Raw genomic sequence first — 20,391 nt, 5'->3', positions numbered from 1 at the left:
GCAAATTATGCATAAAAAAATAACCCGCTGAAACAGCTGGGTTATTTTTGTCGAGGAAAAACCAAACGAGACGCACTAGGAATGAGTAAACAAAGAACAATACTACAAATGATAAATGAAGGAATCATATATGTGCTGTTATAAACTAATGAATACACCCATCCTGGTGTTCCTTTTGGTGCATAATGAGAAAAGAAAATTACACCTGAAATAAAGAACGTCAGCAGTCTGAAGAAACTGGCGACAAATACAGCTAGGATAATATAGAAGAATTGTTTCTTTCGCTTTTTATCCTGAATGGCTTTTTTAATTGATCCTGAAAATAGCCCGCTTAAACAAATCACAACAGATGCGACAAAGTAATCGAGAAATCCTTGTACAGGTGTAGCAATAATAGGATTGTTCATCAGCTGTAGTCCTGCGATTAACACACCGATGATAAATCCAGCAGACACGCCCCATCTAATGGACATGAGAATGACAGGAATCATGATCAGTGCAATTGACCCGCCGTTTGGCATTCTTAAAAAGAGACCTGATAAATAATCTAAAACAAGTGCAAGAGAAGTCATGATGGCGATCTCCATCAGTCGTACTAATTGATTTGATTGTTGCATAAAAAAATCCCCTTTTCACGAATTGTGCAAGGAGAGACCATGTCAGGATGAGTATGTGATTCATAGAAAAACATATCGGCTTGCATACATGCATGTATGCAAGTGATTCCACATTCCTACTTCAGTATTAACTGACAGGTTCAAAGGGTCAGAACAACGAATTGTTCACTCTCAGCACGAGGCTCCCCCTGCGGTTATTAAATTTCAATCTATTATAAATATACTAAAGACCTACAGGATCAACAATAGTGAATTACGGAGTTAAACCCTTTTTGTACGAATATATAGGAAGAGATCAGGAAAAATAAATTATTTAGAAAAAATACTTGTTTCTTCTTTTAAAAGGTGTTATATTTGTATTCGCCGCTGAAACAGCGCGGTTGAGAAATAACATTCAAGAAAAAAGTTGTTGACTTCATCTTGATAGAATGTTATATTAATAAAGTCGCCTCTGAGCGATAACGAAGATGATCTTTGAAAACTAAACAAGACAAAACGTACCTGTTAATTCGAGTTTTTATAAAAAATCCTATGATACATCATAGGTAGTCAGTCAAACTGGCGAAAAGCAAAACTTCGGTTTTGTACTTTTTCGGAGAGTTTGATCCTGGCTCAGGACGAACGCTGGCGGCGTGCCTAATACATGCAAGTCGAGCGGACAGAAGGGAGCTTGCTCCCGGATGTTAGCGGCGGACGGGTGAGTAACACGTGGGTAACCTGCCTGTAAGACTGGGATAACTCCGGGAAACCGGAGCTAATACCGGATAGTTCCTTGAACCGCATGGTTCAAGGATGAAAGACGGTTTCGGCTGTCACTTACAGATGGACCCGCGGCGCATTAGCTAGTTGGTGAGGTAACGGCTCACCAAGGCGACGATGCGTAGCCGACCTGAGAGGGTGATCGGCCACACTGGGACTGAGACACGGCCCAGACTCCTACGGGAGGCAGCAGTAGGGAATCTTCCGCAATGGACGAAAGTCTGACGGAGCAACGCCGCGTGAGTGATGAAGGTTTTCGGATCGTAAAGCTCTGTTGTTAGGGAAGAACAAGTGCAAGAGTAACTGCTTGCACCTTGACGGTACCTAACCAGAAAGCCACGGCTAACTACGTGCCAGCAGCCGCGGTAATACGTAGGTGGCAAGCGTTGTCCGGAATTATTGGGCGTAAAGGGCTCGCAGGCGGTTTCTTAAGTCTGATGTGAAAGCCCCCGGCTCAACCGGGGAGGGTCATTGGAAACTGGGAAACTTGAGTGCAGAAGAGGAGAGTGGAATTCCACGTGTAGCGGTGAAATGCGTAGAGATGTGGAGGAACACCAGTGGCGAAGGCGACTCTCTGGTCTGTAACTGACGCTGAGGAGCGAAAGCGTGGGGAGCGAACAGGATTAGATACCCTGGTAGTCCACGCCGTAAACGATGAGTGCTAAGTGTTAGGGGGTTTCCGCCCCTTAGTGCTGCAGCTAACGCATTAAGCACTCCGCCTGGGGAGTACGGTCGCAAGACTGAAACTCAAAGGAATTGACGGGGGCCCGCACAAGCGGTGGAGCATGTGGTTTAATTCGAAGCAACGCGAAGAACCTTACCAGGTCTTGACATCCTCTGACAACCCTAGAGATAGGGCTTTCCCTTCGGGGACAGAGTGACAGGTGGTGCATGGTTGTCGTCAGCTCGTGTCGTGAGATGTTGGGTTAAGTCCCGCAACGAGCGCAACCCTTGATCTTAGTTGCCAGCATTCAGTTGGGCACTCTAAGGTGACTGCCGGTGACAAACCGGAGGAAGGTGGGGATGACGTCAAATCATCATGCCCCTTATGACCTGGGCTACACACGTGCTACAATGGACAGAACAAAGGGCTGCGAGACCGCAAGGTTTAGCCAATCCCACAAATCTGTTCTCAGTTCGGATCGCAGTCTGCAACTCGACTGCGTGAAGCTGGAATCGCTAGTAATCGCGGATCAGCATGCCGCGGTGAATACGTTCCCGGGCCTTGTACACACCGCCCGTCACACCACGAGAGTTTGCAACACCCGAAGTCGGTGAGGTAACCTTTATGGAGCCAGCCGCCGAAGGTGGGGCAGATGATTGGGGTGAAGTCGTAACAAGGTAGCCGTATCGGAAGGTGCGGCTGGATCACCTCCTTTCTAAGGATATATGGAGCAGCGTACGTTTTTCGTCTTGTTTAGTTTTGAAGGATCATTCCTTCAAACATGTCTCTAGCGAGACAGGATTGTTCTTTGAAAACTAGATAACAATAAGTAATACATTCACATTGAATGCAATGCAAAGTTCATCACACATAGTGATTCTTTCTAAAGTAAGAAATGGTTAAGTTAGAAAGGGCGCACGGTGGATGCCTTGGCACTAGGAGCCGATGAAGGACGGGACGAACACCGATATGCTTCGGGGAGCTGTAAGCAAGCTTTGATCCGGAGATTTCCGAATGGGGAAACCCACTGCTCGTAATGGAGTAGTATCCATACTTGAATACATAGAGTATGAGAAGGCATACCCGGGGAACTGAAACATCTAAGTACCCGGAGGAAGAGAAAGCAAATGCGATTCCCTGAGTAGCGGCGAGCGAAACGGGAACAGCCCAAACCAAGAGGCTTGCCTCTTGGGGTTGTAGGACACTCTATACGGAGTTACAAAGGAACGATATAAGCGAAGAGGTCTGGAAAGGCCCGCCAAAGAAGGTAACAGCCCTGTAACTGAAATGTTGTTCTCTCCAGAGTGGATCCTGAGTACGGCGGAACACGTGAAATTCCGTCGGAATCCGGGAGGACCATCTCCCAAGGCTAAATACTCCCTAGTGACCGATAGTGAACCAGTACCGTGAGGGAAAGGTGAAAAGCACCCCGGAAGGGGAGTGAAATAGATCCTGAAACCGTGTGCCTACAAGTAGTCAGAGCCCGTTAACGGGTGATGGCGTGCCTTTTGTAGAATGAACCGGCGAGTTACGATCCCGTGCAAGGTTAAGCAGAAGATGCGGAGCCGCAGCGAAAGCGAGTCTGAATAGGGCGCATGAGTACGTGGTCGTAGACCCGAAACCAGGTGATCTACCCATGTCCAGGGTGAAGTTCAGGTAACACTGAATGGAGGCCCGAACCCACGCACGTTGAAAAGTGCGGGGATGAGGTGTGGGTAGGGGTGAAATGCCAATCGAACCTGGAGATAGCTGGTTCTCTCCGAAATAGCTTTAGGGCTAGCCTCAAGGTAAGAGTCTCGGAGGTAGAGCACTGATTGGACTAGGGGCCCCTACCGGGTTACCGAATTCAGTCAAACTCCGAATGCCGATGACTTATCCTTGGGAGTCAGACTGCGAGTGATAAGATCCGTAGTCGAAAGGGAAACAGCCCAGACCGCCAGCTAAGGTCCCAAAGTATACGTTAAGTGGAAAAGGATGTGGAGTTGCTTAGACAACCAGGATGTTGGCTTAGAAGCAGCCACCATTTAAAGAGTGCGTAATAGCTCACTGGTCGAGTGACTCTGCGCCGAAAATGTACCGGGGCTAAACGTATCACCGAAGCTGCGGACTGTTCTTACGAACAGTGGTAGGAGAGCGTTCTAAGTGCAGTGAAGTCAGACCGGAAGGACTGGTGGAGCGCTTAGAAGTGAGAATGCCGGTATGAGTAGCGAAAGACGGGTGAGAATCCCGTCCACCGAATGCCTAAGGTTTCCTGAGGAAGGCTCGTCCGCTCAGGGTTAGTCGGGACCTAAGCCGAGGCCGAAAGGCGTAGGCGATGGACAACAGGTTGATATTCCTGTACCACCTCCTCACCATTTGAGCAATGGGGGGACGCAGGAGGATAGGGTAAGCGCGGTATTGGATATCCGCGTCCAAGCAGTTAGGCTGGGAAATAGGCAAATCCGTTTCCCGTGAAGGCTGAGCTGTGATGGCGAGCGAAATTTAGTAGCGAAGTTCCTGATTCCACACTGCCAAGAAAAGCCTCTAGCGAGGTGAGAGGTGCCCGTACCGCAAACCGACACAGGTAGGCGAGGAGAGAATCCTAAGGTGATCGAGAGAACTCTCGTTAAGGAACTCGGCAAAATGACCCCGTAACTTCGGGAGAAGGGGTGCTTCTTAGGGTGTTAAAGCCCCGAGAAGCCGCAGTGAATAGGCCCAGGCGACTGTTTAGCAAAAACACAGGTCTCTGCGAAGCCGTAAGGCGAAGTATAGGGGCTGACGCCTGCCCGGTGCTGGAAGGTTAAGAGGAGCGCTTAGCGTAAGCGAAGGTGCGAATTGAAGCCCCAGTAAACGGCGGCCGTAACTATAACGGTCCTAAGGTAGCGAAATTCCTTGTCGGGTAAGTTCCGACCCGCACGAAAGGCGCAACGATCTGGGCACTGTCTCAACGAGAGACTCGGTGAAATTATAGTACCTGTGAAGATGCAGGTTACCCGCGACAGGACGGAAAGACCCCGTGGAGCTTTACTGCAGCCTGATATTGAATGTTGGTACAGCTTGTACAGGATAGGTAGGAGCCTTGGAAACCGGAGCGCTAGCTTCGGTGGAGGCATCGGTGGGATACTACCCTGGCTGTATTGACCTTCTAACCCGCTGCCCTTATCGGGCAGGGAGACAGTGTCAGGTGGGCAGTTTGACTGGGGCGGTCGCCTCCTAAAATGTAACGGAGGCGCCCAAAGGTTCCCTCAGAATGGTTGGAAATCATTCGCAGAGTGTAAAGGCACAAGGGAGCTTGACTGCGAGACCTACAAGTCGAGCAGGGACGAAAGTCGGGCTTAGTGATCCGGTGGTTCCGCATGGAAGGGCCATCGCTCAACGGATAAAAGCTACCCCGGGGATAACAGGCTTATCTCCCCCAAGAGTCCACATCGACGGGGAGGTTTGGCACCTCGATGTCGGCTCATCGCATCCTGGGGCTGTAGTCGGTCCCAAGGGTTGGGCTGTTCGCCCATTAAAGCGGTACGCGAGCTGGGTTCAGAACGTCGTGAGACAGTTCGGTCCCTATCCGTCGCGGGCGCAGGAAATTTGAGAGGAGCTGTCCTTAGTACGAGAGGACCGGGATGGACGCACCGCTGGTGTACCAGTTGTTCTGCCAAGGGCATCGCTGGGTAGCTATGTGCGGACGGGATAAGTGCTGAAAGCATCTAAGCATGAAGCCCCCCTCAAGATGAGATTTCCCATTCCGCAAGGAAGTAAGATCCCTGAAAGATGATCAGGTTGATAGGTCTGAGGTGGAAGCGTGGTGACACGTGGAGCTGACAGATACTAATAGATCGAGGACTTAACCTATATTCTAATGTGAAAAATGAACATTGTTATCTAGTTTTGAGAGAACATTCTCTCCATCAGGTTTGGTGGCGATAGCGAAGAGGTCACACCCGTTCCCATACCGAACACGGAAGTTAAGCTCTTCAGCGCCGATGGTAGTTGGGGGTTTCCCCCTGTGAGAGTAGGACGCCGCCAAGCCTTTCAAAGGATCAGTTCCAGTCGGAACTGGTCTTTTTGTGCTGTTTGAAAGAAGATCACCTTGATACATATGTGGTATAAATCAGGTTGTTTTAATTTACTACAAGTGTGGAGATGCTCTAAATCAACGTGAAAGTCTGTGAAGCATGTTCACTTTTAAGTATGGAGAAAAGTAATAGAGAGAAAGAATAGCAGGTGTATAGATGCCTGATACAAATTCATTCATTTAAATGGAGTTGTATAAGTCTATTTTATTGAAATCAAAACATTCATTGCGTTTAACAGTTGAAATAAAGAAATATCTATATCATTAAAGTATAAAAATTGAAAGGCTGTTGATATTTTTAAAGGATTTACTCGTTTTTAAAGAGAATATAAAGAAGAGAAATACAGCTGTTAATCGTTGAATTGAAGCCGTTTTGACTGGTAACATCAACATCATCTGTTAAAAGAAATACGTCATGAAAAATGAAATAAAATTTTTTTAATATAGCCTTTACAAATGAGTGAAACCTGTATATAATAATCTTTGTCGGATCGAGAGATTCCTACATAGTGGAGGATTAGCTCAGCTGGGAGAGCATCTGCCTTACAAGCAGAGGGTCGGCGGTTCGAGCCCGTCATCCTCCACCATATTTATTCTTACATAATGTTAGGATAGATAAAGCCGGTGTAGCTCAACTGGTAGAGCAACTGACTTGTAATCAGTAGGTTGGGGGTTCAAGTCCTCTTGCCGGCACCACTTTCATATGGTAAGATAGACAAGTCGCTTTAAAAGCGAGCCATTAGCTCAGTTGGTAGAGCATCTGACTTTTAATCAGAGGGTCGAAGGTTCGAGTCCTTCATGGCTCACCATTTTCATGCGGGTGTGGCGGAATTGGCAGACGCGCTAGACTTAGGATCTAGTGTCTTTATGACGTGGGGGTTCAAGTCCCTTCACCCGCATTGCCAAACAACATAAAGAAATCCTGTAATGCGGAAGTAGTTCAGTGGTAGAACACCACCTTGCCAAGGTGGGGGTCGCGGGTTCGAATCCCGTCTTCCGCTTATACCATCCACGCCGGGGTGGTGGAATTGGCAGACACACAGGACTTAAAATCCTGCGGTAGGTGACTACCGTGCCGGTTCAAGTCCGGCCCTCGGCATTATAAAATAAGCGCCCGTAGCTCAATTGGATAGAGCGTTTGACTACGGATCAAAAGGTTAGGGGTTCGACTCCTCTCGGGCGCGCCATTAAGATCGGGAAGTAGCTCAGCTTGGTAGAGCACTTGGTTTGGGACCAAGGGGTCGCAGGTTCGAATCCTGTCTTCCCGACCATCTTTTATGGGGCCTTAGCTCAGCTGGGAGAGCGCCTGCCTTGCACGCAGGAGGTCAGCGGTTCGATCCCGCTAGGCTCCACTTTTCAAAAGATTATTTTATATCATGGCGGTGTAGCTCAGCTGGCTAGAGCGTACGGTTCATACCCGTGAGGTCGGGGGTTCGATCCCCTCCGCCGCTATAAAGGACCTTTAGCTCAGTTGGTTAGAGCAGACGGCTCATAACCGTCCGGTCGTAGGTTCGAGTCCTACAAGGTCCACCATCTATACGGAGGAATACCCAAGTCCGGCTGAAGGGATCGGTCTTGAAAACCGACAGGGGTGTCAAAGCCCGCGGGGGTTCGAATCCCTCTTCCTCCGCCATATTTTTAAAAAATGATATCATCGCGGGGTGGAGCAGTTCGGTAGCTCGTCGGGCTCATAACCCGAAGGTCGCAGGTTCAAATCCTGCCCCCGCAACCAAATTTTTTCTCTAATGGTCCGGTAGTTCAGTTGGTTAGAATGCCTGCCTGTCACGCAGGAGGTCGCGGGTTCGAGTCCCGTCCGGACCGCCATTTTCAAATGAATACATGGCTCGGTAGCTCAGTTGGTAGAGCAACGGACTGAAAATCCGTGTGTCGGCGGTTCGATTCCGTCCCGAGCCACTTTTACAAATAAATATCAGTATGGCGGTTGTGGCGAAGTGGTTAACGCACCAGATTGTGGCTCTGGCACTCGTGGGTTCGATTCCCATCAATCGCCCCATACATATTTTTGCGGGTGTAGTTTAGTGGTAAAACCTCAGCCTTCCAAGCTGATGTCGTGGGTTCGATTCCCATCACCCGCTCCATTTGCATATCGTTCATGGGCCTGTAGCTCAGCTGGTTAGAGCGCACGCCTGATAAGCGTGAGGTCGGTGGTTCGAGTCCACTCAGGCCCACCATGACTTTCCGCAGTAGCTCAGTGGTAGAGCTATCGGCTGTTAACCGATCGGTCGTAGGTTCGAATCCTACCTGCGGAGCCAAATGGAGAAGTACTCAAGTGGCTGAAGAGGCGCCCCTGCTAAGGGTGTAGGTCGCGCAAGCGGCGCGAGGGTTCAAATCCCTCCTTCTCCGCCATTTTTCTGGCCCGTTGGTCAAGCGGTTAAGACACCGCCCTTTCACGGCGGTAACACGGGTTCGAATCCCGTACGGGTCATTTTTTAAAGAGGTCTAATAAAGACCTCTTTTTTATTTTCCACAAAACGAAAAACCGCCATCATAGCGGTCTTTTTTACATATTCATGGAATAGATCGTATAAGACAAGTATGTCGCAAAGAATCCCCATAAAACATAAGGAATCAATAAAATTGGGACAACTTTGCTTAGTTTACGTGAGACGATGACAAGTGCGAGTGCTGTCAGTGCTACAAGCAGGCAGTCGATCGTAGCTGCAAATAAATCTTTTTGTGTAAATTGAAAAAAGCTAAAGGCTTGATTGAATACATAATTTAAAAGAAACAGAATCCAAAATGGTAATGTGATTTTTTGAAAACCATACTTTGCATAAATGATGGCGGCAGATAACGAAATGAGGGCGAATAAGACAGCCCAGACCGCACCGATGACACCACCACTAGGTGTCCATTCAGGTTTATTTAGTGCGTCATACCATTCTCTGTCGATAGGGAACAGGAACCCTGCAATAGAAAATAATGCGTATGTAATAAAGAAGACGATAACCGCCCAAATGATACTTTTTTTAGCCATCCAGAAATCTCCTCCCAATCAATTCACTCTTCAACTTATTTCCCAATTATTACATGATATAAACATCAAGCCCCCAATATGTGGGGACTAATCATTTTTTTTAGTATAAGGTTCTTCTTCATACGGCTTCAAGTCACCAAACACTGTCATGACGCCTTCTTCATCTAATGCTTCTTCATAAGCTTCGTGTGCTTTATTTGGATAGACCTTGCTTGCTTTTCCTTCAATATCAGCAGCTGCAAACCCTTCATAGTCTTCCACATCATCTTCATCTTCTGATTGTGTATACACATCATCGTATGTCAATGGAGGAAATTCCATATCGGATGGGGTATCAGAGTTCCCATAGCGTTCTACGTCTTGGTAGGCATCTTCTCCGTCATATGCAGCACTTTCTTCATTTTCAAATTGCCCTGAGGGCGGACTTAATAAGTCCTCTTCAATGGGACGGTTTTGTGAAACGGTCTGTTCTTTTGAATGCTCTGTGCATGTGACGGCGGTGGGAAGGGCTTCTAAGCGTTCTTTAGGAATAGGGGCTTTACACACTTTACACAAACCATAAGAGCCGTCTGCCATTGCTTGGAGTGCTTCATTGATATCGGACAGATGCTCATGTTCCAAACTGTTTAAGGCAATGTCTTTTCCGCGTTCGAATAGTTCTGTCCCTTGGTCGCCAGGGTGGTTATCATAGGCCGACAGTTCGCCCACTGAATCATAAGGAAATGATACTTTCTGTTCATCGTCATGGCTTTTGGCTTCAATTTCTTGTTTTTCATCGAGAAGTCGCTGCTTCAACTGATGTAATTCGTTTTTAGACAACAAAGCGATCACCCTTTCATATCAAACATATTGTTAGTATGAGCAAATTTTTATGTAAGACTTGTGCCAATTTGAAGCAATTCTTCAATAAAAAACGCCTGCGGCTGCAGGCGTTTTGTGTTATGCGAGATAATATTGTAAGATCAATGCGATCGTTAACAGGAAACCAAAAAACGTATTGGTTTGTGCTGTCGACTTCATGGCATTCATTAATTCAATTGGTTTTTCTTTTTGCTTAAATTCTTTAATGGCTGTATAAGCTTTTGGCACACTGAGTAAGACAAGAAGACTCCAAAGACCCACGATATCCATAAAGATATAAACAAAAATGAGTACATATGAGATCACAAACATGGAAAGTAGGATGTTGACTGCCGCTTTACGTCCAGCTAGGATAGCAAGTGTCTTTCGTCCATTCTCTTTATCACCGTCTAAATCACGGATATTGTTCGACAGTAAGATGGCACCAACTAAAATAGAGATAGGTAATGAAATGAGCACAGCTTTTGATGTCAATGTTCCTGTTTGGATATAGAAACTAATTAAAATGATGCCTAGTCCCATAAAAGCACCTGATACAAGTTCTCCAAATGGTGTATAAGCAATTGGTACAGGGCCACCGGTATAAAAATAGCCTGCTGCCATACAAATTAGTCCTATGAGTGCAATCCACCAGCTAGACATCATGCAAATATAGATCCCAAGTAATAAAGAAAGCGCGAATAAGGCATAAGCGAGGCCTAAAACTGTTTTTGGTTTTACACCGTTTCTCACGATCGCTCCGCCGATACCGACAGATTTCTCATTGTCCAATCCGCGAACATAATCAAAGTACTCATTAAACATGTTCGTTGCAATTTGGATAAACATCGATGCAAATAGCATAGCTAAAAATAGCCCAACATGTATTTGACCACTCGGAAGTGCTAGGACAGTTCCTAAAGTAACGGGAATAAATGCCGCTGTTAATGTATGCGGTCGTAGTAAATTCCACCAAATCCGCCAGTTCTTATCAGGCTTAATTGGTGAAAGCTGATCTGATATCGATTGATGCTGCATAAAATATACTCCTTTAAATAAAAAAATACGTACACGTCCAAATTCCAGTTTAGCAAAGTTCAAAAAGGTGTCAATATATTGATGCGATGAAACAAGAAAAAGATGTTTGCTAATCGTTCCCATCTAGAGAGAAAGCTTGATCTTCGAACAGGTCTTACCATTTTTTAAGGGATGTTCTCATTTCAATATGCGGGAGCGAAAAAATCTTGAAAGCGTGATATAATAAGGATTCGAGGTTTTAAAAGCTGTTTTCTTTACTAAGTTCATCTGTTAAGGTTTATAATAGAAAAGCAGGTCATTCGACATACTCGAATGTTCATGTATTTTTTTACATGATGGTTTTATTTTTATATGTTATTTCATGGATTTTGGAGGAATGTATCATGGTGACAACAGTGCAAAGTACTTTCCGGCAGGAAGCGCTTGCGACATTAGAAGAAGCGAATAACGTCAACCATGCTGTTTTGATAAGCTACTCCAGAAGAGTTGACGATCTGGATCCTCTTGCCTTTTTCCAAAGCGGCGAAGCGGATTTTTTAGGCGAGCGGTTTTTTTGGTCTGATCCAGAAAGCCAAATGATATTTTCTGGACTTGGCAGAGCGGCCGTGATTAAATCATCAGAGCAAGGCAAAGAACGATTCAATATCGTCCATCAAGAATGGGAGCAGCTGAAACAGCATATGTTCCATTTTCATGATGAGAAGGAGTTAAAGCAAGCGGCAGTTGGTCCGCTTTTATTTGGAGGATTTTCATTTGATCCATACGAAGAAAAGGCGCGTCACTGGGAAGCATTTGGCGAGGCTCATTTTTTTGTGCCATCGATGATGCTGACTGTTTCAAAAGAAGGCACGTTTCTAACGATCAATGAATGGAACGAGGTGGACGGGAATGTTCATCAGCTCATTCAAGAGTTAGAACAGAAAGCTTCTAATTTTGATGCATTGCCTGTCAGAAATCATGGACAAGCTGAGCTTGTTCATATGGAAGAGTTAGATGTCCAGGAATGGATGAAAGCAATCCATGAAGCGACAGAACACATTCGTGTGAACGAATATGAAAAGGTTGTTTTAGCAAGAGAAGTCTTGCTTCACTATAAAAATCAAATTGAACTCGCTCCACTATTAGCAGAATTACTAAAACATCAAACAACGAGTTATGTATTTGCTATAGAGCAGGGAAGACAAGCGTTTGTCGGGGCGACGCCTGAACGTTTAGTAAAAAAAAGCGGTGGTGAAGTGTTTTCATCGTGTTTGGCAGGTTCCATTGTACGTGGTCAAGATGAAGTAGAAGATCAGGCACTAGGTGAGGAACTGCTTTGTGATGAGAAAAATTTGATTGAACATCAAATTGTCGTGAATATGATTGAACAGGCATTTGAAGCAAACTGCCATCATGTGCATAAGCCAAATCAACCAAGTCTTTATAAAACGAAAAACATTCAGCATTTATTTACACCCATTGTGGGAGAAATTAAAAGCAGCTGTTCACTCTTTTCATTAATTGAACAGCTTCATCCAACACCAGCGCTTGGAGGATATCCTAAGGAAAAAGCGGTAGAGGTGATTCGTGAAATCGAACCGTTGAAACGCGGTTGGTATGCGGCGCCAGTGGGATGGATTGATTCTAAGGACAATGGAGAATTTGCTGTCGCCATTCGATCAGGTCTTATTGAGGAAGACCAAGTTCGTTTGTTTGCTGGATGTGGAATTGTAGAGGATTCCCTTGCAAAACAAGAGTATGAAGAAACGCAAGTGAAATTAAGACCAATGCTGTCTGCTCTTGGAGGTCGTCCTATTGAATAATCAAATCATGACAAGATATATTGGCAGATTAATGGATGAATTTGTGCAAAGTGGTGTGAATGAGGCAGTTGTTTGTCCTGGCTCCCGTTCAACACCGCTTGCGATGCTCGCTCTTGCTCATCAAGAAATCAATGTCCATGTGTTAGTGGATGAACGGTCTGCTGCTTTTTATGCACTGGGTCTTGCGAAAGCGAGCCAAACACCAGTGCTACTCATTTGTACATCAGGTACGGCAGCAGCTAACTTTTACCCAGCTGTTGTCGAGGCACATTATTCTCGGGTACCATTGATTGTTTTAACTGCTGATCGGCCGCACGAATTGAGGGAGGTTGGGGCACCTCAAGCGATTGATCAGCAATTCTTATTCGGTAAGTTTGTTAAATGGTTCACAGACTTAGCCTTGCCAGAAGAAAGCCAAACGATGCTGCGGTATGTCCAAACTACTGCTGCTAGGGCAAGTCATGTGTCTATGCAGGAGCCAAAGGGACCAGTTCAGGTGAATGTGCCGCTGAGAGAACCATTGCTACCTGACTTGTCTATTGATCCTTTTAATAGAGAAGAAGGAGTTGCGAACAAAGTTTTAGCAGCAGGTCAAGCTCGTCCGGATGATCGGGTTATGTCAGAATTAGTGTCTATCATGAACAAAGCGGCAAAAGGAATCATTGTTGCTGGTGAACTTCACTCGCCGGAAGAGCAGGCGTCAGTGTTACGTCTTGCAAAAGCTTTGCATCTGCCTATTTTAGCTGACCCGCTTTCTCTTTTGCGAAATGGACATGAAAGTGAAGAATACATCATAGATGCATACGATTCTTTGTTAAAAGATGAGGCATTGCAGCAGCATCTCTTGCCTGAAATGGTCATTCGTTTTGGACCGATGCCTGTGTCTAAGCCATTATTTAAGTGGCTAGAAAAGCATGCGGAAGTGAAGCAGATTGTCGTCGATGCTGCGGGTGGTTATCGAGATCCTGGTTTAAGCGCATCATACATGATTGAAAGTCATGCAGCCTCTTTTGTAGAAGAAGTCTTGATGAGAGCGGAAAAGCGTCAGGATACATCTTATTTACGACGCTGGCAGAGTGTCAATTCTTCTTTTAGAATGCATGTAAATCAATACAATGATGAGGACCTGACATTTGAGGGAAATGTGTATCGTCAGCTGCAGCACCTTTTGCCAAAAGAGAGTGTGCTCTTTATCGGAAATAGTATGCCTATTCGAGATGTCGATACCTTTTTTGAAACGCAGTCAAAACCGTTTCGGATGATGGCGAATCGCGGAACAAATGGTATTGATGGTGTTGTGTCCACAGCTCTTGGAACATATGCAGCCTTGAAACAACCCATCACTTTAGTCATCGGCGATTTATCTTTTTACCATGATATGAACGGTCTTCTTGCAGCTAAGCTAATGGACATTCCGCTCACGGTTGTATTGTTAAACAATGATGGTGGAGGAATCTTTTCTTTCCTTCCGCAGGCATCCGATGAACCGTATTATGAAAAGCTCTTTGGTACGCCGACTGGGTTGAATTTTGAGTATGCATCAAAGCTATATGGGGGAACCTATTCGAAGCCAACAACGAAAGAAGAGTTAAAAGATGTGTACTTGGCGCATATCCAAGAACCAGGGCTTCATTTAATTGAGATTGAAACTGACCGGCATTCTCGCGTGGGCAAACATCGCCAAATGATGGACGAGATATTGAGGGAAGTGAAAAAAGAATGCCTTCACTCATAATACGAATGCACGATGGAGTGGCGTATGAGGTGATAGACCATAATCCATCTGCTGAAAATGCCACGTTATGTTTACATGGCTTTACAGGGAGTGCAGCTTCTTGGGCTTTTTTGAATACTTATACAGAAAAACATACGAGATTGATTCAGGTCAGCTTGCTTGGACATGGTCGCACAGACTCACCAAAGAGTATAAGAAGATATGCAATGTCCCAACAGCTGGCAGATCTTGCTGAGATTTTAGATCAATTAAAGCTTCACAAAGTGAACATTCTCGGATATTCTATGGGAGGGCGTATTGCTTTATCATTTGCCTCCCGTTATCCAGAACGTGTAAACAAACTGATTCTTGAGAGTACATCTCCAGGGCTGAACTCTTTTAAAGAGCGGATGGAGAGGCTGAATCATGATCATCAGCTAGCTCAAAAGATCAGACATGAAGGATTAGCGCAGTTTGTGGATTTTTGGGAGAACATTCCGCTGTTTGCTTCGCAGAAATCCTTGCCAGCGGACAGGCTAACGCAACTGAGAGAGGGAAGGCTAAAAGCCGATCCTAACGGGCTGGCTCGCAGCTTAGAAGGTATAGGAACCGGTTCACAGCCGTCTATGTGGCAAGCATTAAAGCAGATAAAACAGCCTGTTTTACTCATTTGCGGAACACTTGATAAAAAGTTTTGTCACATCGCCAAACGTATGCAGCAGGCGCTTGAATACAGTCAATTCACAGTAGCAGAGCATGCCGGGCATACAGTTCATGTGGAACAACCACATTTTTTTGGTAAAATAGTAAGTGAGTTTATTTTATCGCAAGATTAGAGGAGGAAATATTGATGGCTATTGAATGGCAAACTGAGCGTCAGTATGACGAAATTTTATATGAAACATATAATGGGATTGCAAAAATCACCATTAACCGTCCGCACGTACATAATGCTTTTACACCAAAGACCGTAAGTGAATTAATTGATGCATTCTCACGTGCTCGTGACAATTCAGAAGTTGGTGTCATTGTCCTTGCAGGTGCTGGAGGTAAAGCATTCTGTTCTGGTGGAGACCAAAAAGTACGCGGGCATGGCGGCTATGTAGGAGACGATCAAATTCCGCGTCTAAACGTCCTAGACTTACAGCGTTTAATTCGTGTCATTCCAAAACCAGTTATTGCGATGGTTGCGGGCTATGCGATTGGCGGCGGGCATGTGCTTCATGTCGTGTGTGACCTCACCATTGCAGCAGACAATGCGATTTTTGGACAAACAGGACCAAAAGTGGGCAGCTTTGATGCTGGTTATGGATCTGGCTATCTTGCACGTATTGTGGGTCATAAGAAAGCAAGAGAGATCTGGTACTTATGTCGTCAATACAATGCACAAGAAGCGCTTGATATGGGACTTGTCAACACAGTTGTACCATTAGAGCAGCTGGAAGAAGAAACAGTGAAGTGGTGTGAGGACATGCTAGAAAAGAGCCCGACTGCTTTACGATTCTTGAAAGCTGCATTTAATGCGGACACAGATGGATTAGCTGGTATTCAGCAATTTGCAGGAGATGCGACTCTTCTTTATTACACAACAGATGAAGCAAAAGAAGGACGCGATTCCTTTAAGGAAAAACGGAAGCCAGACTTCGGTCAGTTCCCTCGTTTCCCTTGATTCAATGATATGGATGAAAACAGCTTAGTGCATCAGACTGAGCTGTTTTCTTTTATGAAAAGGAGGTGTCATGATGAAGCAACCCAATTGGCTGCTGCACCGTGCGTATTTAACGCCAGACCGGGTCGCACTCATTTATCAAGACAAAAAGTGGACATTTCGTGATTTAGCGAATGATGTAGGCCAACTTGCGAATCGACTGACACGTGTATCTTTTAAAAAAGGGGATACGGTTGCGATTTTAATGAACAACCATCCTCACATGGTCATGCTTGTTCACGCTTGTTTTTTATTAGGCTTCAAGATTGTGTTATTGAACAATAAGTTAACAAAAGCAGAGAGACGTTTTCAGTTGGAAGATGCGAAAGTCATGGCTTTATTAACAGAGCCTGCATATGCAAATGAGCATCATGGTGATTTACCTGTTTATACAATAGAGACTTTACCTGATGCAGATCATGATATGGAAAAGAAGGTCGTACATGATATTGATTTAAATGAGACGGCGACGATTATGTATACATCTGGAACGACAGGACGCCCTAAAGGGGTGGAGCAAACGTTTGGCAATCATTTTCATAGTGCTGTTTCCTCGGCATTGAATTTAGGGATCAGGGAGGACGACCGCTGGCTCATTGCCTTGCCTCTTTTTCATATAAGCGGTTTATCCGCTATATTTAAATCTGTCATATACGGTATGACTGTCGTGCTTCATCAAAAGTTTGATGTCGATGAAGTCAAGAATGCTATTGAACAGCATCGAGTGACGATGTTGTCAGTTGTTCAAACCATGCTGTCCCGTTTATTAAGTGGACTTGAAGAATGTCCGTCTTCTTTGCGCTGCCTGCTGTTAGGCGGAGGCCCTGCGCCTTATGCGATGCTTCAAGAGAGTAAGGAGAAAGGATTTCCTGTGTTTCAATCGTACGGTATGACGGAGACCTGCTCGCAAATTGTGACACTTGCGCCAGAATTTAGTGTGGAAAAGCTTGGATCAGCGGGAAAACCCCTTTTTGGGTGTGAATTAAAGATTCAAGATGAGGACCGTCCGTGTCGTCCTTTTGAGCATGGTGAAATCATGGTCAAAGGTGCAAATGTCATGAAAGGCTACCTTCATCGTCAAGAGGCAACAGCTGCTGCATTTGAGCAGGGCTGGCTGAAAACGGGTGATATTGGTTATGTAGATGAGGACGGATTCTTATTTGTGCTTGATCGGCGGTCAGACTTAATTATTTCTGGTGGAGAAAATATTTATCCAGCAGAAATTGAAGCAGTTCTTTTAACACATCCAAATGTAAAGGAAGCCGGAGTGACGGGTATATATGATAAAAAATGGGGAGAGGTACCTGCTGCCTTCCTTGTGACAGATGAGCAGATTCCGGAGAATGAGCTCTATGCTTTGTGTCAGTCGCAATTAGCCAAGTATAAATGGCCCGCCGCTTTTCACTTTGTGGATGAGCTGCCAAGGAATGCGTCGAATAAATTGCAGAGGCACAGACTCAAATCAAAGGGGTTTTTAGATGATTCAAATTGAACGTGTGATCTTATATCATGTCACGATGAAACTCAAACAGCCATTTACAACGAGCCTTGGGACCATTTCAGAGCGTGAGTTTATTATTGTCGAGGTCAAAGATCAAACAGGATTAACTGGATGGGGAGAGGTATCTGCCTTCTCTTCTCCGTGGTATACAGAAGAAACCATCGAGACCTGTTATCACATGCTCAGGGCTTTCTTTATCCCGAACGTGCTGACCCGATCTTTTACACATCCTTCGGACATACCAGACAGCTTGTACCATTTTAAAGGCAATAGAATGGCCAAAGCGGGAATTGAGGCAGCTGTGTGGGATATTTATGCGAAGCGAGAAAATAAGTCCTTACGTGACGTCTTAGGCGGTACTAGAGATAGAATTCCATCTGGTGTCGTTGCGGGTTTAGGACCAATAGATGATATGATTCAGCAAATCGAGCAGTTTGTTGATCAAGGCTATCAGCGTGTGAAAGTGAAGATTAAGCCGGGACAAGATATTGGACTTCTACAAAAGATAAGAGAGTCTTTCCCTCACCTTCCGTTAATGGCGGATGCAAACTCTGCTTATGAATTAAAAGATATTAGCAAACTGAAGCAGCTCGACGATATTCGTTTATTAATGATTGAACAGCCTTTAGCCGCAGATGACATTGTCGATCATCGGCATTTGCAAAAGCATTTAAAAACACCAATCTGTTTGGATGAAAGTATTTGTTCTTTAGATGATGCGAGAAAAGCTGTAGAACTTGGAAGCTGTCAGATTATTAATGTGAAGCCTTCACGAGTTGGAGGGCTGACTGAAGCACTTAAAATTCATGCGTTCTGCAAGGAGCAGCAGATTCCGTTATGGTGCGGTGGAATGATTGAAACAGGCATTTCTCGCGCGCAAAACGTGGCACTTGCATCACTTCCGCAATTTACGATTCCTGGGGATATTTCAGCATCGTCGAAATATTGGGAGCAGGATATCATTTTTCCTGAAATTAAAGTTGAAAATGGGTTTATTGAAGTACCGCGTTCTCCAGGTATGGGTGTAGAAGTTGATTATCAAGCGCTTCGTTCTTTCTCAGATAAAATTGATGTGTTTACAAAACATGATTTTGTGAAATGAAAACGAATGAATCGCCATTTGCACCATCAATAGAACCACTGTATAGTTGAGGAAAGTTTTTCCTTCCTGTCTGAACAAAAAGAAAGAGCGGTCATCCGCTCTTTCTTACTCTTCTACAAGCCCGCTGTCGTAAGCAAGCTGTCCAATATACTGATGCATGTCATTGGGCATGTCGGAAACATGTCCGTATTCATAATCCCAAAGATTTAAAAAGGAGTGAGCTGCTTGATAAAATGCAGCCTCGTCCGCGTCCTGAATTTCTTCAAGAAACGTTTGAGCAAGCCGATCGTTTTTCAAAGCGAAGCGCCTCCTTTAATGAGACTTAAAGGTCTTGAGGTTTAAACGTTTTACAGTCAGTTTCTTCACTTTTCTCAGCCGTATTTCCTGTATGGCTGACGACATAAATTGCATCTGCACCACAACGATTTCCAGCATTCCAGTAGGAACAGTTGTTTACTTCACAAAGGATTTTTTGACTCATACAGATGACCTCCTTTTGAGTATGTCTTTCATCTATAATGTAACCGAAGTAAGGGGCGTTCATTCATGTTAATCTTCCTGACGAATATAACGCTTATCTTTCATAAACAATTTCCAGAAGAAGTAGAACCCAGGGAATAGGATGATAAACCCTACAATATACGTAATAAATAATGCCCTAAATGTGACGGGATCTGTAAACCCAGACATGATGGTAATATCAGGATAGGCCATATAGGGCAAATGCGCATGTCCATACACATAGCTTGCTAAGAAATATTGAATTGTAATGGCGATAACCGCTAAACGTGGTCTCCCTTTCCGATGTTTAAAGCGGCTGTTTGGTAAAAATAGAGCCAAACCTGCAAGCAAAAACATGAGCAGAGAAACAAGCAGGATCGGGATGTTCTGCATCATTTTTGTGAACAGCCAATTGGCCTCACTTCTCAGTGTGAGCATGATAAAGAAAGCCATCATGAGAGAAAGCGGACCTGTAATCAGTGCTCCTCTTCTATAAATGTTATAAGCCTCATCTTCGTTTGCAACATTAGAAAAATCAGCTAAAAGCAAAGATGAGAGGAAAAGGGTACTGAAAATCGCAAAACCTACGAAAGAATAGACATTTGCGCTTGTAAAGACCAATCCTAAATCTAATGAGTAGACATTATTCTCCTGAAAGATGAATCCACCATGTGTAATGGGGAGAACCATGATGAGGATGGACGGAATAATAAAGCCGCTAATTCCTGAAATATATGTCACGGCTTTTCTATATTTTTTAGGCAGTGAATGAGAGAAGACGAGAAATCCGCTTCGCAGTGCCAGAAGCAACAAAATAATGCTGCCGGGTATTAATAGAACAGTACCTAGCACAAATGTTGCACCTGGAAACAGGCTAAACAAGGCAACGACGATGGCCACAATGAAGACGTTTGTTACTTCCCAAGTGGGAGAAAGATACTTATTTGCGATATTTGCGGCCTTTGTCTGCTCTTTGTTCATGTAAATCATTGACCAAAATCCTGCACCGAAATCCATTGATGCCATCACTGCATAGATAAACACGAATCCCCATAAGATGGTGATTGCAATGAGTGCATCAGTTGTTACATCCATT

Annotated in this window: 13 protein-coding genes, 21 tRNA genes, 3 rRNA genes and 1 riboswitch; of the genes, 30 read left to right on the top strand and 7 right to left on the bottom strand. The window is 44.8% G+C overall.

Features of this window, described 5'->3' with window-relative positions; all coding sequences use genetic code 11:
- Positions 1 to 41: 41 nt before the first annotated feature.
- The gene (thiT, locus tag NSQ52_RS14625) at positions 42 to 617 is read right to left on the bottom strand and encodes an energy-coupled thiamine transporter ThiT (RefSeq protein WP_342473499.1); all 576 of its coding nucleotides are present in this window, start codon (positions 615 to 617) and stop codon (positions 42 to 44) included.
- 96 nt (positions 618 to 713) lie between these two features.
- Positions 714 to 816: riboswitch (TPP riboswitch) on the bottom strand.
- Positions 817 to 1,206: 390 nt separating this feature from the next.
- Between thiT and NSQ52_RS14620 the strand changes: the two genes are divergently transcribed.
- The 24 genes from NSQ52_RS14620 (at position 1,207) to NSQ52_RS14505 (ending at position 8,537) form a co-directional block, all read left to right on the top strand.
- A 16S ribosomal RNA gene (locus tag NSQ52_RS14620) occupies positions 1,207 to 2,755 on the top strand.
- Between the two features lie 182 nt (positions 2,756 to 2,937).
- Positions 2,938 to 5,868 (top strand): 23S ribosomal RNA (locus tag NSQ52_RS14615).
- Between the two features lie 61 nt (positions 5,869 to 5,929).
- Positions 5,930 to 6,045 (top strand): 5S ribosomal RNA (gene rrf, locus NSQ52_RS14610).
- Together the 16S, 23S and 5S rRNA genes form the textbook arrangement of a ribosomal RNA operon.
- Positions 6,046 to 6,602: 557 nt before the next feature.
- Positions 6,603 to 6,678 (top strand) — tRNA-Val (locus tag NSQ52_RS14605).
- 33 nt (positions 6,679 to 6,711) lie between these two features.
- A tRNA-Thr gene (locus tag NSQ52_RS14600) sits at positions 6,712 to 6,787 on the top strand.
- Between the two features lie 37 nt (positions 6,788 to 6,824).
- A tRNA-Lys gene (locus NSQ52_RS14595) sits at positions 6,825 to 6,900 on the top strand.
- Positions 6,901 to 6,907: 7 nt separating this feature from the next.
- Positions 6,908 to 6,990: transfer RNA gene (locus NSQ52_RS14590), tRNA-Leu, on the top strand.
- A 30-nt stretch (positions 6,991 to 7,020) separates the two neighbouring features.
- Positions 7,021 to 7,092, top strand: a tRNA-Gly gene (locus NSQ52_RS14585).
- 12 nt (positions 7,093 to 7,104) lie between these two features.
- Positions 7,105 to 7,190: transfer RNA gene (locus NSQ52_RS14580), tRNA-Leu, on the top strand.
- A gap of 11 nt (positions 7,191 to 7,201) precedes the next feature.
- Positions 7,202 to 7,278: transfer RNA gene (locus NSQ52_RS14575), tRNA-Arg, on the top strand.
- A gap of 7 nt (positions 7,279 to 7,285) precedes the next feature.
- Positions 7,286 to 7,362: transfer RNA gene (locus NSQ52_RS14570), tRNA-Pro, on the top strand.
- A gap of 8 nt (positions 7,363 to 7,370) precedes the next feature.
- A tRNA-Ala gene (locus NSQ52_RS14565) sits at positions 7,371 to 7,443 on the top strand.
- Between the two features lie 26 nt (positions 7,444 to 7,469).
- Positions 7,470 to 7,543: transfer RNA gene (locus NSQ52_RS14560), tRNA-Met, on the top strand.
- Positions 7,544 to 7,547: 4 nt separating this feature from the next.
- A tRNA-Ile gene (locus tag NSQ52_RS14555) sits at positions 7,548 to 7,624 on the top strand.
- Between the two features lie 7 nt (positions 7,625 to 7,631).
- Positions 7,632 to 7,724 (top strand) — tRNA-Ser (locus NSQ52_RS14550).
- 22 nt (positions 7,725 to 7,746) lie between these two features.
- A tRNA-Met gene (locus NSQ52_RS14545) sits at positions 7,747 to 7,823 on the top strand.
- 15 nt (positions 7,824 to 7,838) lie between these two features.
- Positions 7,839 to 7,915: transfer RNA gene (locus NSQ52_RS14540), tRNA-Asp, on the top strand.
- A gap of 17 nt (positions 7,916 to 7,932) precedes the next feature.
- Positions 7,933 to 8,005 (top strand) — tRNA-Phe (locus NSQ52_RS14535).
- A 24-nt stretch (positions 8,006 to 8,029) separates the two neighbouring features.
- Positions 8,030 to 8,105, top strand: a tRNA-His gene (locus NSQ52_RS14530).
- Between the two features lie 11 nt (positions 8,106 to 8,116).
- Positions 8,117 to 8,190, top strand: a tRNA-Gly gene (locus NSQ52_RS14525).
- A gap of 16 nt (positions 8,191 to 8,206) precedes the next feature.
- Positions 8,207 to 8,283 (top strand) — tRNA-Ile (locus tag NSQ52_RS14520).
- 6 nt (positions 8,284 to 8,289) lie between these two features.
- Positions 8,290 to 8,364 (top strand) — tRNA-Asn (locus tag NSQ52_RS14515).
- Between the two features lie 3 nt (positions 8,365 to 8,367).
- Positions 8,368 to 8,458: transfer RNA gene (locus NSQ52_RS14510), tRNA-Ser, on the top strand.
- 7 nt (positions 8,459 to 8,465) lie between these two features.
- Positions 8,466 to 8,537: transfer RNA gene (locus tag NSQ52_RS14505), tRNA-Glu, on the top strand.
- Between the two features lie 75 nt (positions 8,538 to 8,612).
- Here the strand turns inward: NSQ52_RS14505 and NSQ52_RS14500 are convergent.
- The 3 genes from NSQ52_RS14500 to NSQ52_RS14490 form a co-directional block, all read right to left on the bottom strand.
- Positions 8,613 to 9,089, bottom strand: coding sequence for a tryptophan-rich sensory protein (locus NSQ52_RS14500; protein ID WP_041506519.1), 477 nt, complete (start codon positions 9,087 to 9,089; stop codon positions 8,613 to 8,615).
- Between the two features lie 87 nt (positions 9,090 to 9,176).
- Positions 9,177 to 9,911, bottom strand: a complete 735-nt coding sequence (locus NSQ52_RS14495) for a TraR/DksA C4-type zinc finger protein (RefSeq protein WP_096881770.1) — start codon at positions 9,909 to 9,911, stop codon at positions 9,177 to 9,179.
- A gap of 117 nt (positions 9,912 to 10,028) precedes the next feature.
- Entirely contained in the window at positions 10,029 to 10,967 is a 939-nt protein-coding gene (locus NSQ52_RS14490) for a 1,4-dihydroxy-2-naphthoate polyprenyltransferase (protein ID WP_017358382.1), read from the bottom strand.
- Positions 10,968 to 11,350: 383 nt separating this feature from the next.
- On the opposite strand from NSQ52_RS14490, the gene NSQ52_RS14485 reads away from it, so the two are divergent.
- The 6 genes from NSQ52_RS14485 (at position 11,351) to menC (ending at position 18,794) form a co-directional block, all read left to right on the top strand.
- Entirely contained in the window at positions 11,351 to 12,769 is a 1,419-nt protein-coding gene (locus tag NSQ52_RS14485; RefSeq protein WP_008342907.1) for an isochorismate synthase, read from the top strand.
- The gene (menD, locus tag NSQ52_RS14480) at positions 12,762 to 14,504 is read left to right on the top strand and encodes a 2-succinyl-5-enolpyruvyl-6-hydroxy-3-cyclohexene-1-carboxylic-acid synthase (RefSeq protein WP_144680055.1); all 1,743 of its coding nucleotides are present in this window, start codon (positions 12,762 to 12,764) and stop codon (positions 14,502 to 14,504) included. Before NSQ52_RS14485 ends, menD begins: the two co-directional genes overlap by 8 nt.
- A complete protein-coding gene (gene menH / locus NSQ52_RS14475; protein ID WP_047945221.1) occupies positions 14,489 to 15,319 on the top strand; it encodes a 2-succinyl-6-hydroxy-2,4-cyclohexadiene-1-carboxylate synthase in 831 nt (276 codons plus the stop codon). The genes menD and menH overlap by 16 nt, the downstream gene beginning before the upstream one ends.
- 14 nt (positions 15,320 to 15,333) lie before the next feature.
- Positions 15,334 to 16,152, top strand: coding sequence for a 1,4-dihydroxy-2-naphthoyl-CoA synthase (gene menB, locus NSQ52_RS14470; RefSeq protein ID WP_039168312.1), 819 nt, complete (start codon positions 15,334 to 15,336; stop codon positions 16,150 to 16,152).
- Positions 16,153 to 16,222: 70 nt separating this feature from the next.
- Positions 16,223 to 17,683: an o-succinylbenzoate--CoA ligase gene (locus NSQ52_RS14465; protein ID WP_178930483.1), complete on the top strand. Its 1,461-nt coding sequence runs from the start codon at positions 16,223 to 16,225 to the stop codon at positions 17,681 to 17,683.
- Positions 17,670 to 18,794: an o-succinylbenzoate synthase gene (gene menC, locus NSQ52_RS14460; protein WP_008342917.1), complete on the top strand. Its 1,125-nt coding sequence runs from the start codon at positions 17,670 to 17,672 to the stop codon at positions 18,792 to 18,794. The genes NSQ52_RS14465 and menC overlap by 14 nt, the downstream gene beginning before the upstream one ends.
- Positions 18,795 to 18,899: 105 nt before the next feature.
- On the opposite strand, the gene NSQ52_RS14455 is transcribed toward menC, so the two are convergent.
- From NSQ52_RS14455 to NSQ52_RS14445, 3 genes are all read right to left on the bottom strand, one after another.
- Positions 18,900 to 19,091, bottom strand: coding sequence for a hypothetical protein (locus NSQ52_RS14455; RefSeq protein WP_017358376.1), 192 nt, complete (start codon positions 19,089 to 19,091; stop codon positions 18,900 to 18,902).
- Between the two features lie 25 nt (positions 19,092 to 19,116).
- Positions 19,117 to 19,275 carry a DUF1540 domain-containing protein gene (locus tag NSQ52_RS14450; RefSeq protein WP_008360682.1) on the bottom strand — a complete coding sequence of 53 codons (159 nt, stop codon included), beginning with the start codon at positions 19,273 to 19,275 and terminating at the stop codon, positions 19,117 to 19,119.
- 68 nt (positions 19,276 to 19,343) lie between these two features.
- Positions 19,344 to 20,390 (bottom strand): cytochrome d ubiquinol oxidase subunit II, encoded by a 1,047-nt coding sequence (locus NSQ52_RS14445; RefSeq protein ID WP_169476099.1) that lies wholly within the window; start codon positions 20,388 to 20,390, stop codon positions 19,344 to 19,346.
- Position 20,391 lies beyond the last annotated feature (1 nt).

Source organism: Bacillus sp. FSL W8-1141, from assembly GCF_038593205.1.
Taxonomy (GTDB): domain Bacteria; phylum Bacillota; class Bacilli; order Bacillales; family Bacillaceae; genus Bacillus; species Bacillus altitudinis.
Note: the sequence above shows the minus strand (reverse complement) of the source record. Positions and strands in the feature narration are given on the sequence as shown.

What these genes read in the sequence shown, in the direction of transcription:
- NSQ52_RS14500 (WP_041506519.1), bottom strand. Translation starts at nt 9,089, where the DNA reads ATGGCTAAAAAAAGTATCATTTGGGCGGTTATCGTCTTCTTTATTACA.
- NSQ52_RS14450 (WP_008360682.1), bottom strand. Translation starts at nt 19,275, where the DNA reads ATGAGTCAAAAAATCCTTTGTGAAGTAAACAACTGTTCCTACTGGAAT.
- menC (WP_008342917.1), top strand. Translation starts at nt 17,670, where the DNA reads ATGATTCAAATTGAACGTGTGATCTTATATCATGTCACGATGAAACTC.
- menH (WP_047945221.1), top strand. Translation starts at nt 14,489, where the DNA reads ATGCCTTCACTCATAATACGAATGCACGATGGAGTGGCGTATGAGGTG.
- menB (WP_039168312.1), top strand. Translation starts at nt 15,334, where the DNA reads ATGGCTATTGAATGGCAAACTGAGCGTCAGTATGACGAAATTTTATAT.
- NSQ52_RS14445 (WP_169476099.1), bottom strand. Translation starts at nt 20,390, where the DNA reads ATGGATGTAACAACTGATGCACTCATTGCAATCACCATCTTATGGGGA.
- NSQ52_RS14465 (WP_178930483.1), top strand. Translation starts at nt 16,223, where the DNA reads ATGATGAAGCAACCCAATTGGCTGCTGCACCGTGCGTATTTAACGCCA.
- NSQ52_RS14485 (WP_008342907.1), top strand. Translation starts at nt 11,351, where the DNA reads ATGGTGACAACAGTGCAAAGTACTTTCCGGCAGGAAGCGCTTGCGACA.
- thiT (WP_342473499.1), bottom strand. Translation starts at nt 617, where the DNA reads ATGCAACAATCAAATCAATTAGTACGACTGATGGAGATCGCCATCATG.
- NSQ52_RS14490 (WP_017358382.1), bottom strand. Translation starts at nt 10,967, where the DNA reads ATGCAGCATCAATCGATATCAGATCAGCTTTCACCAATTAAGCCTGAT.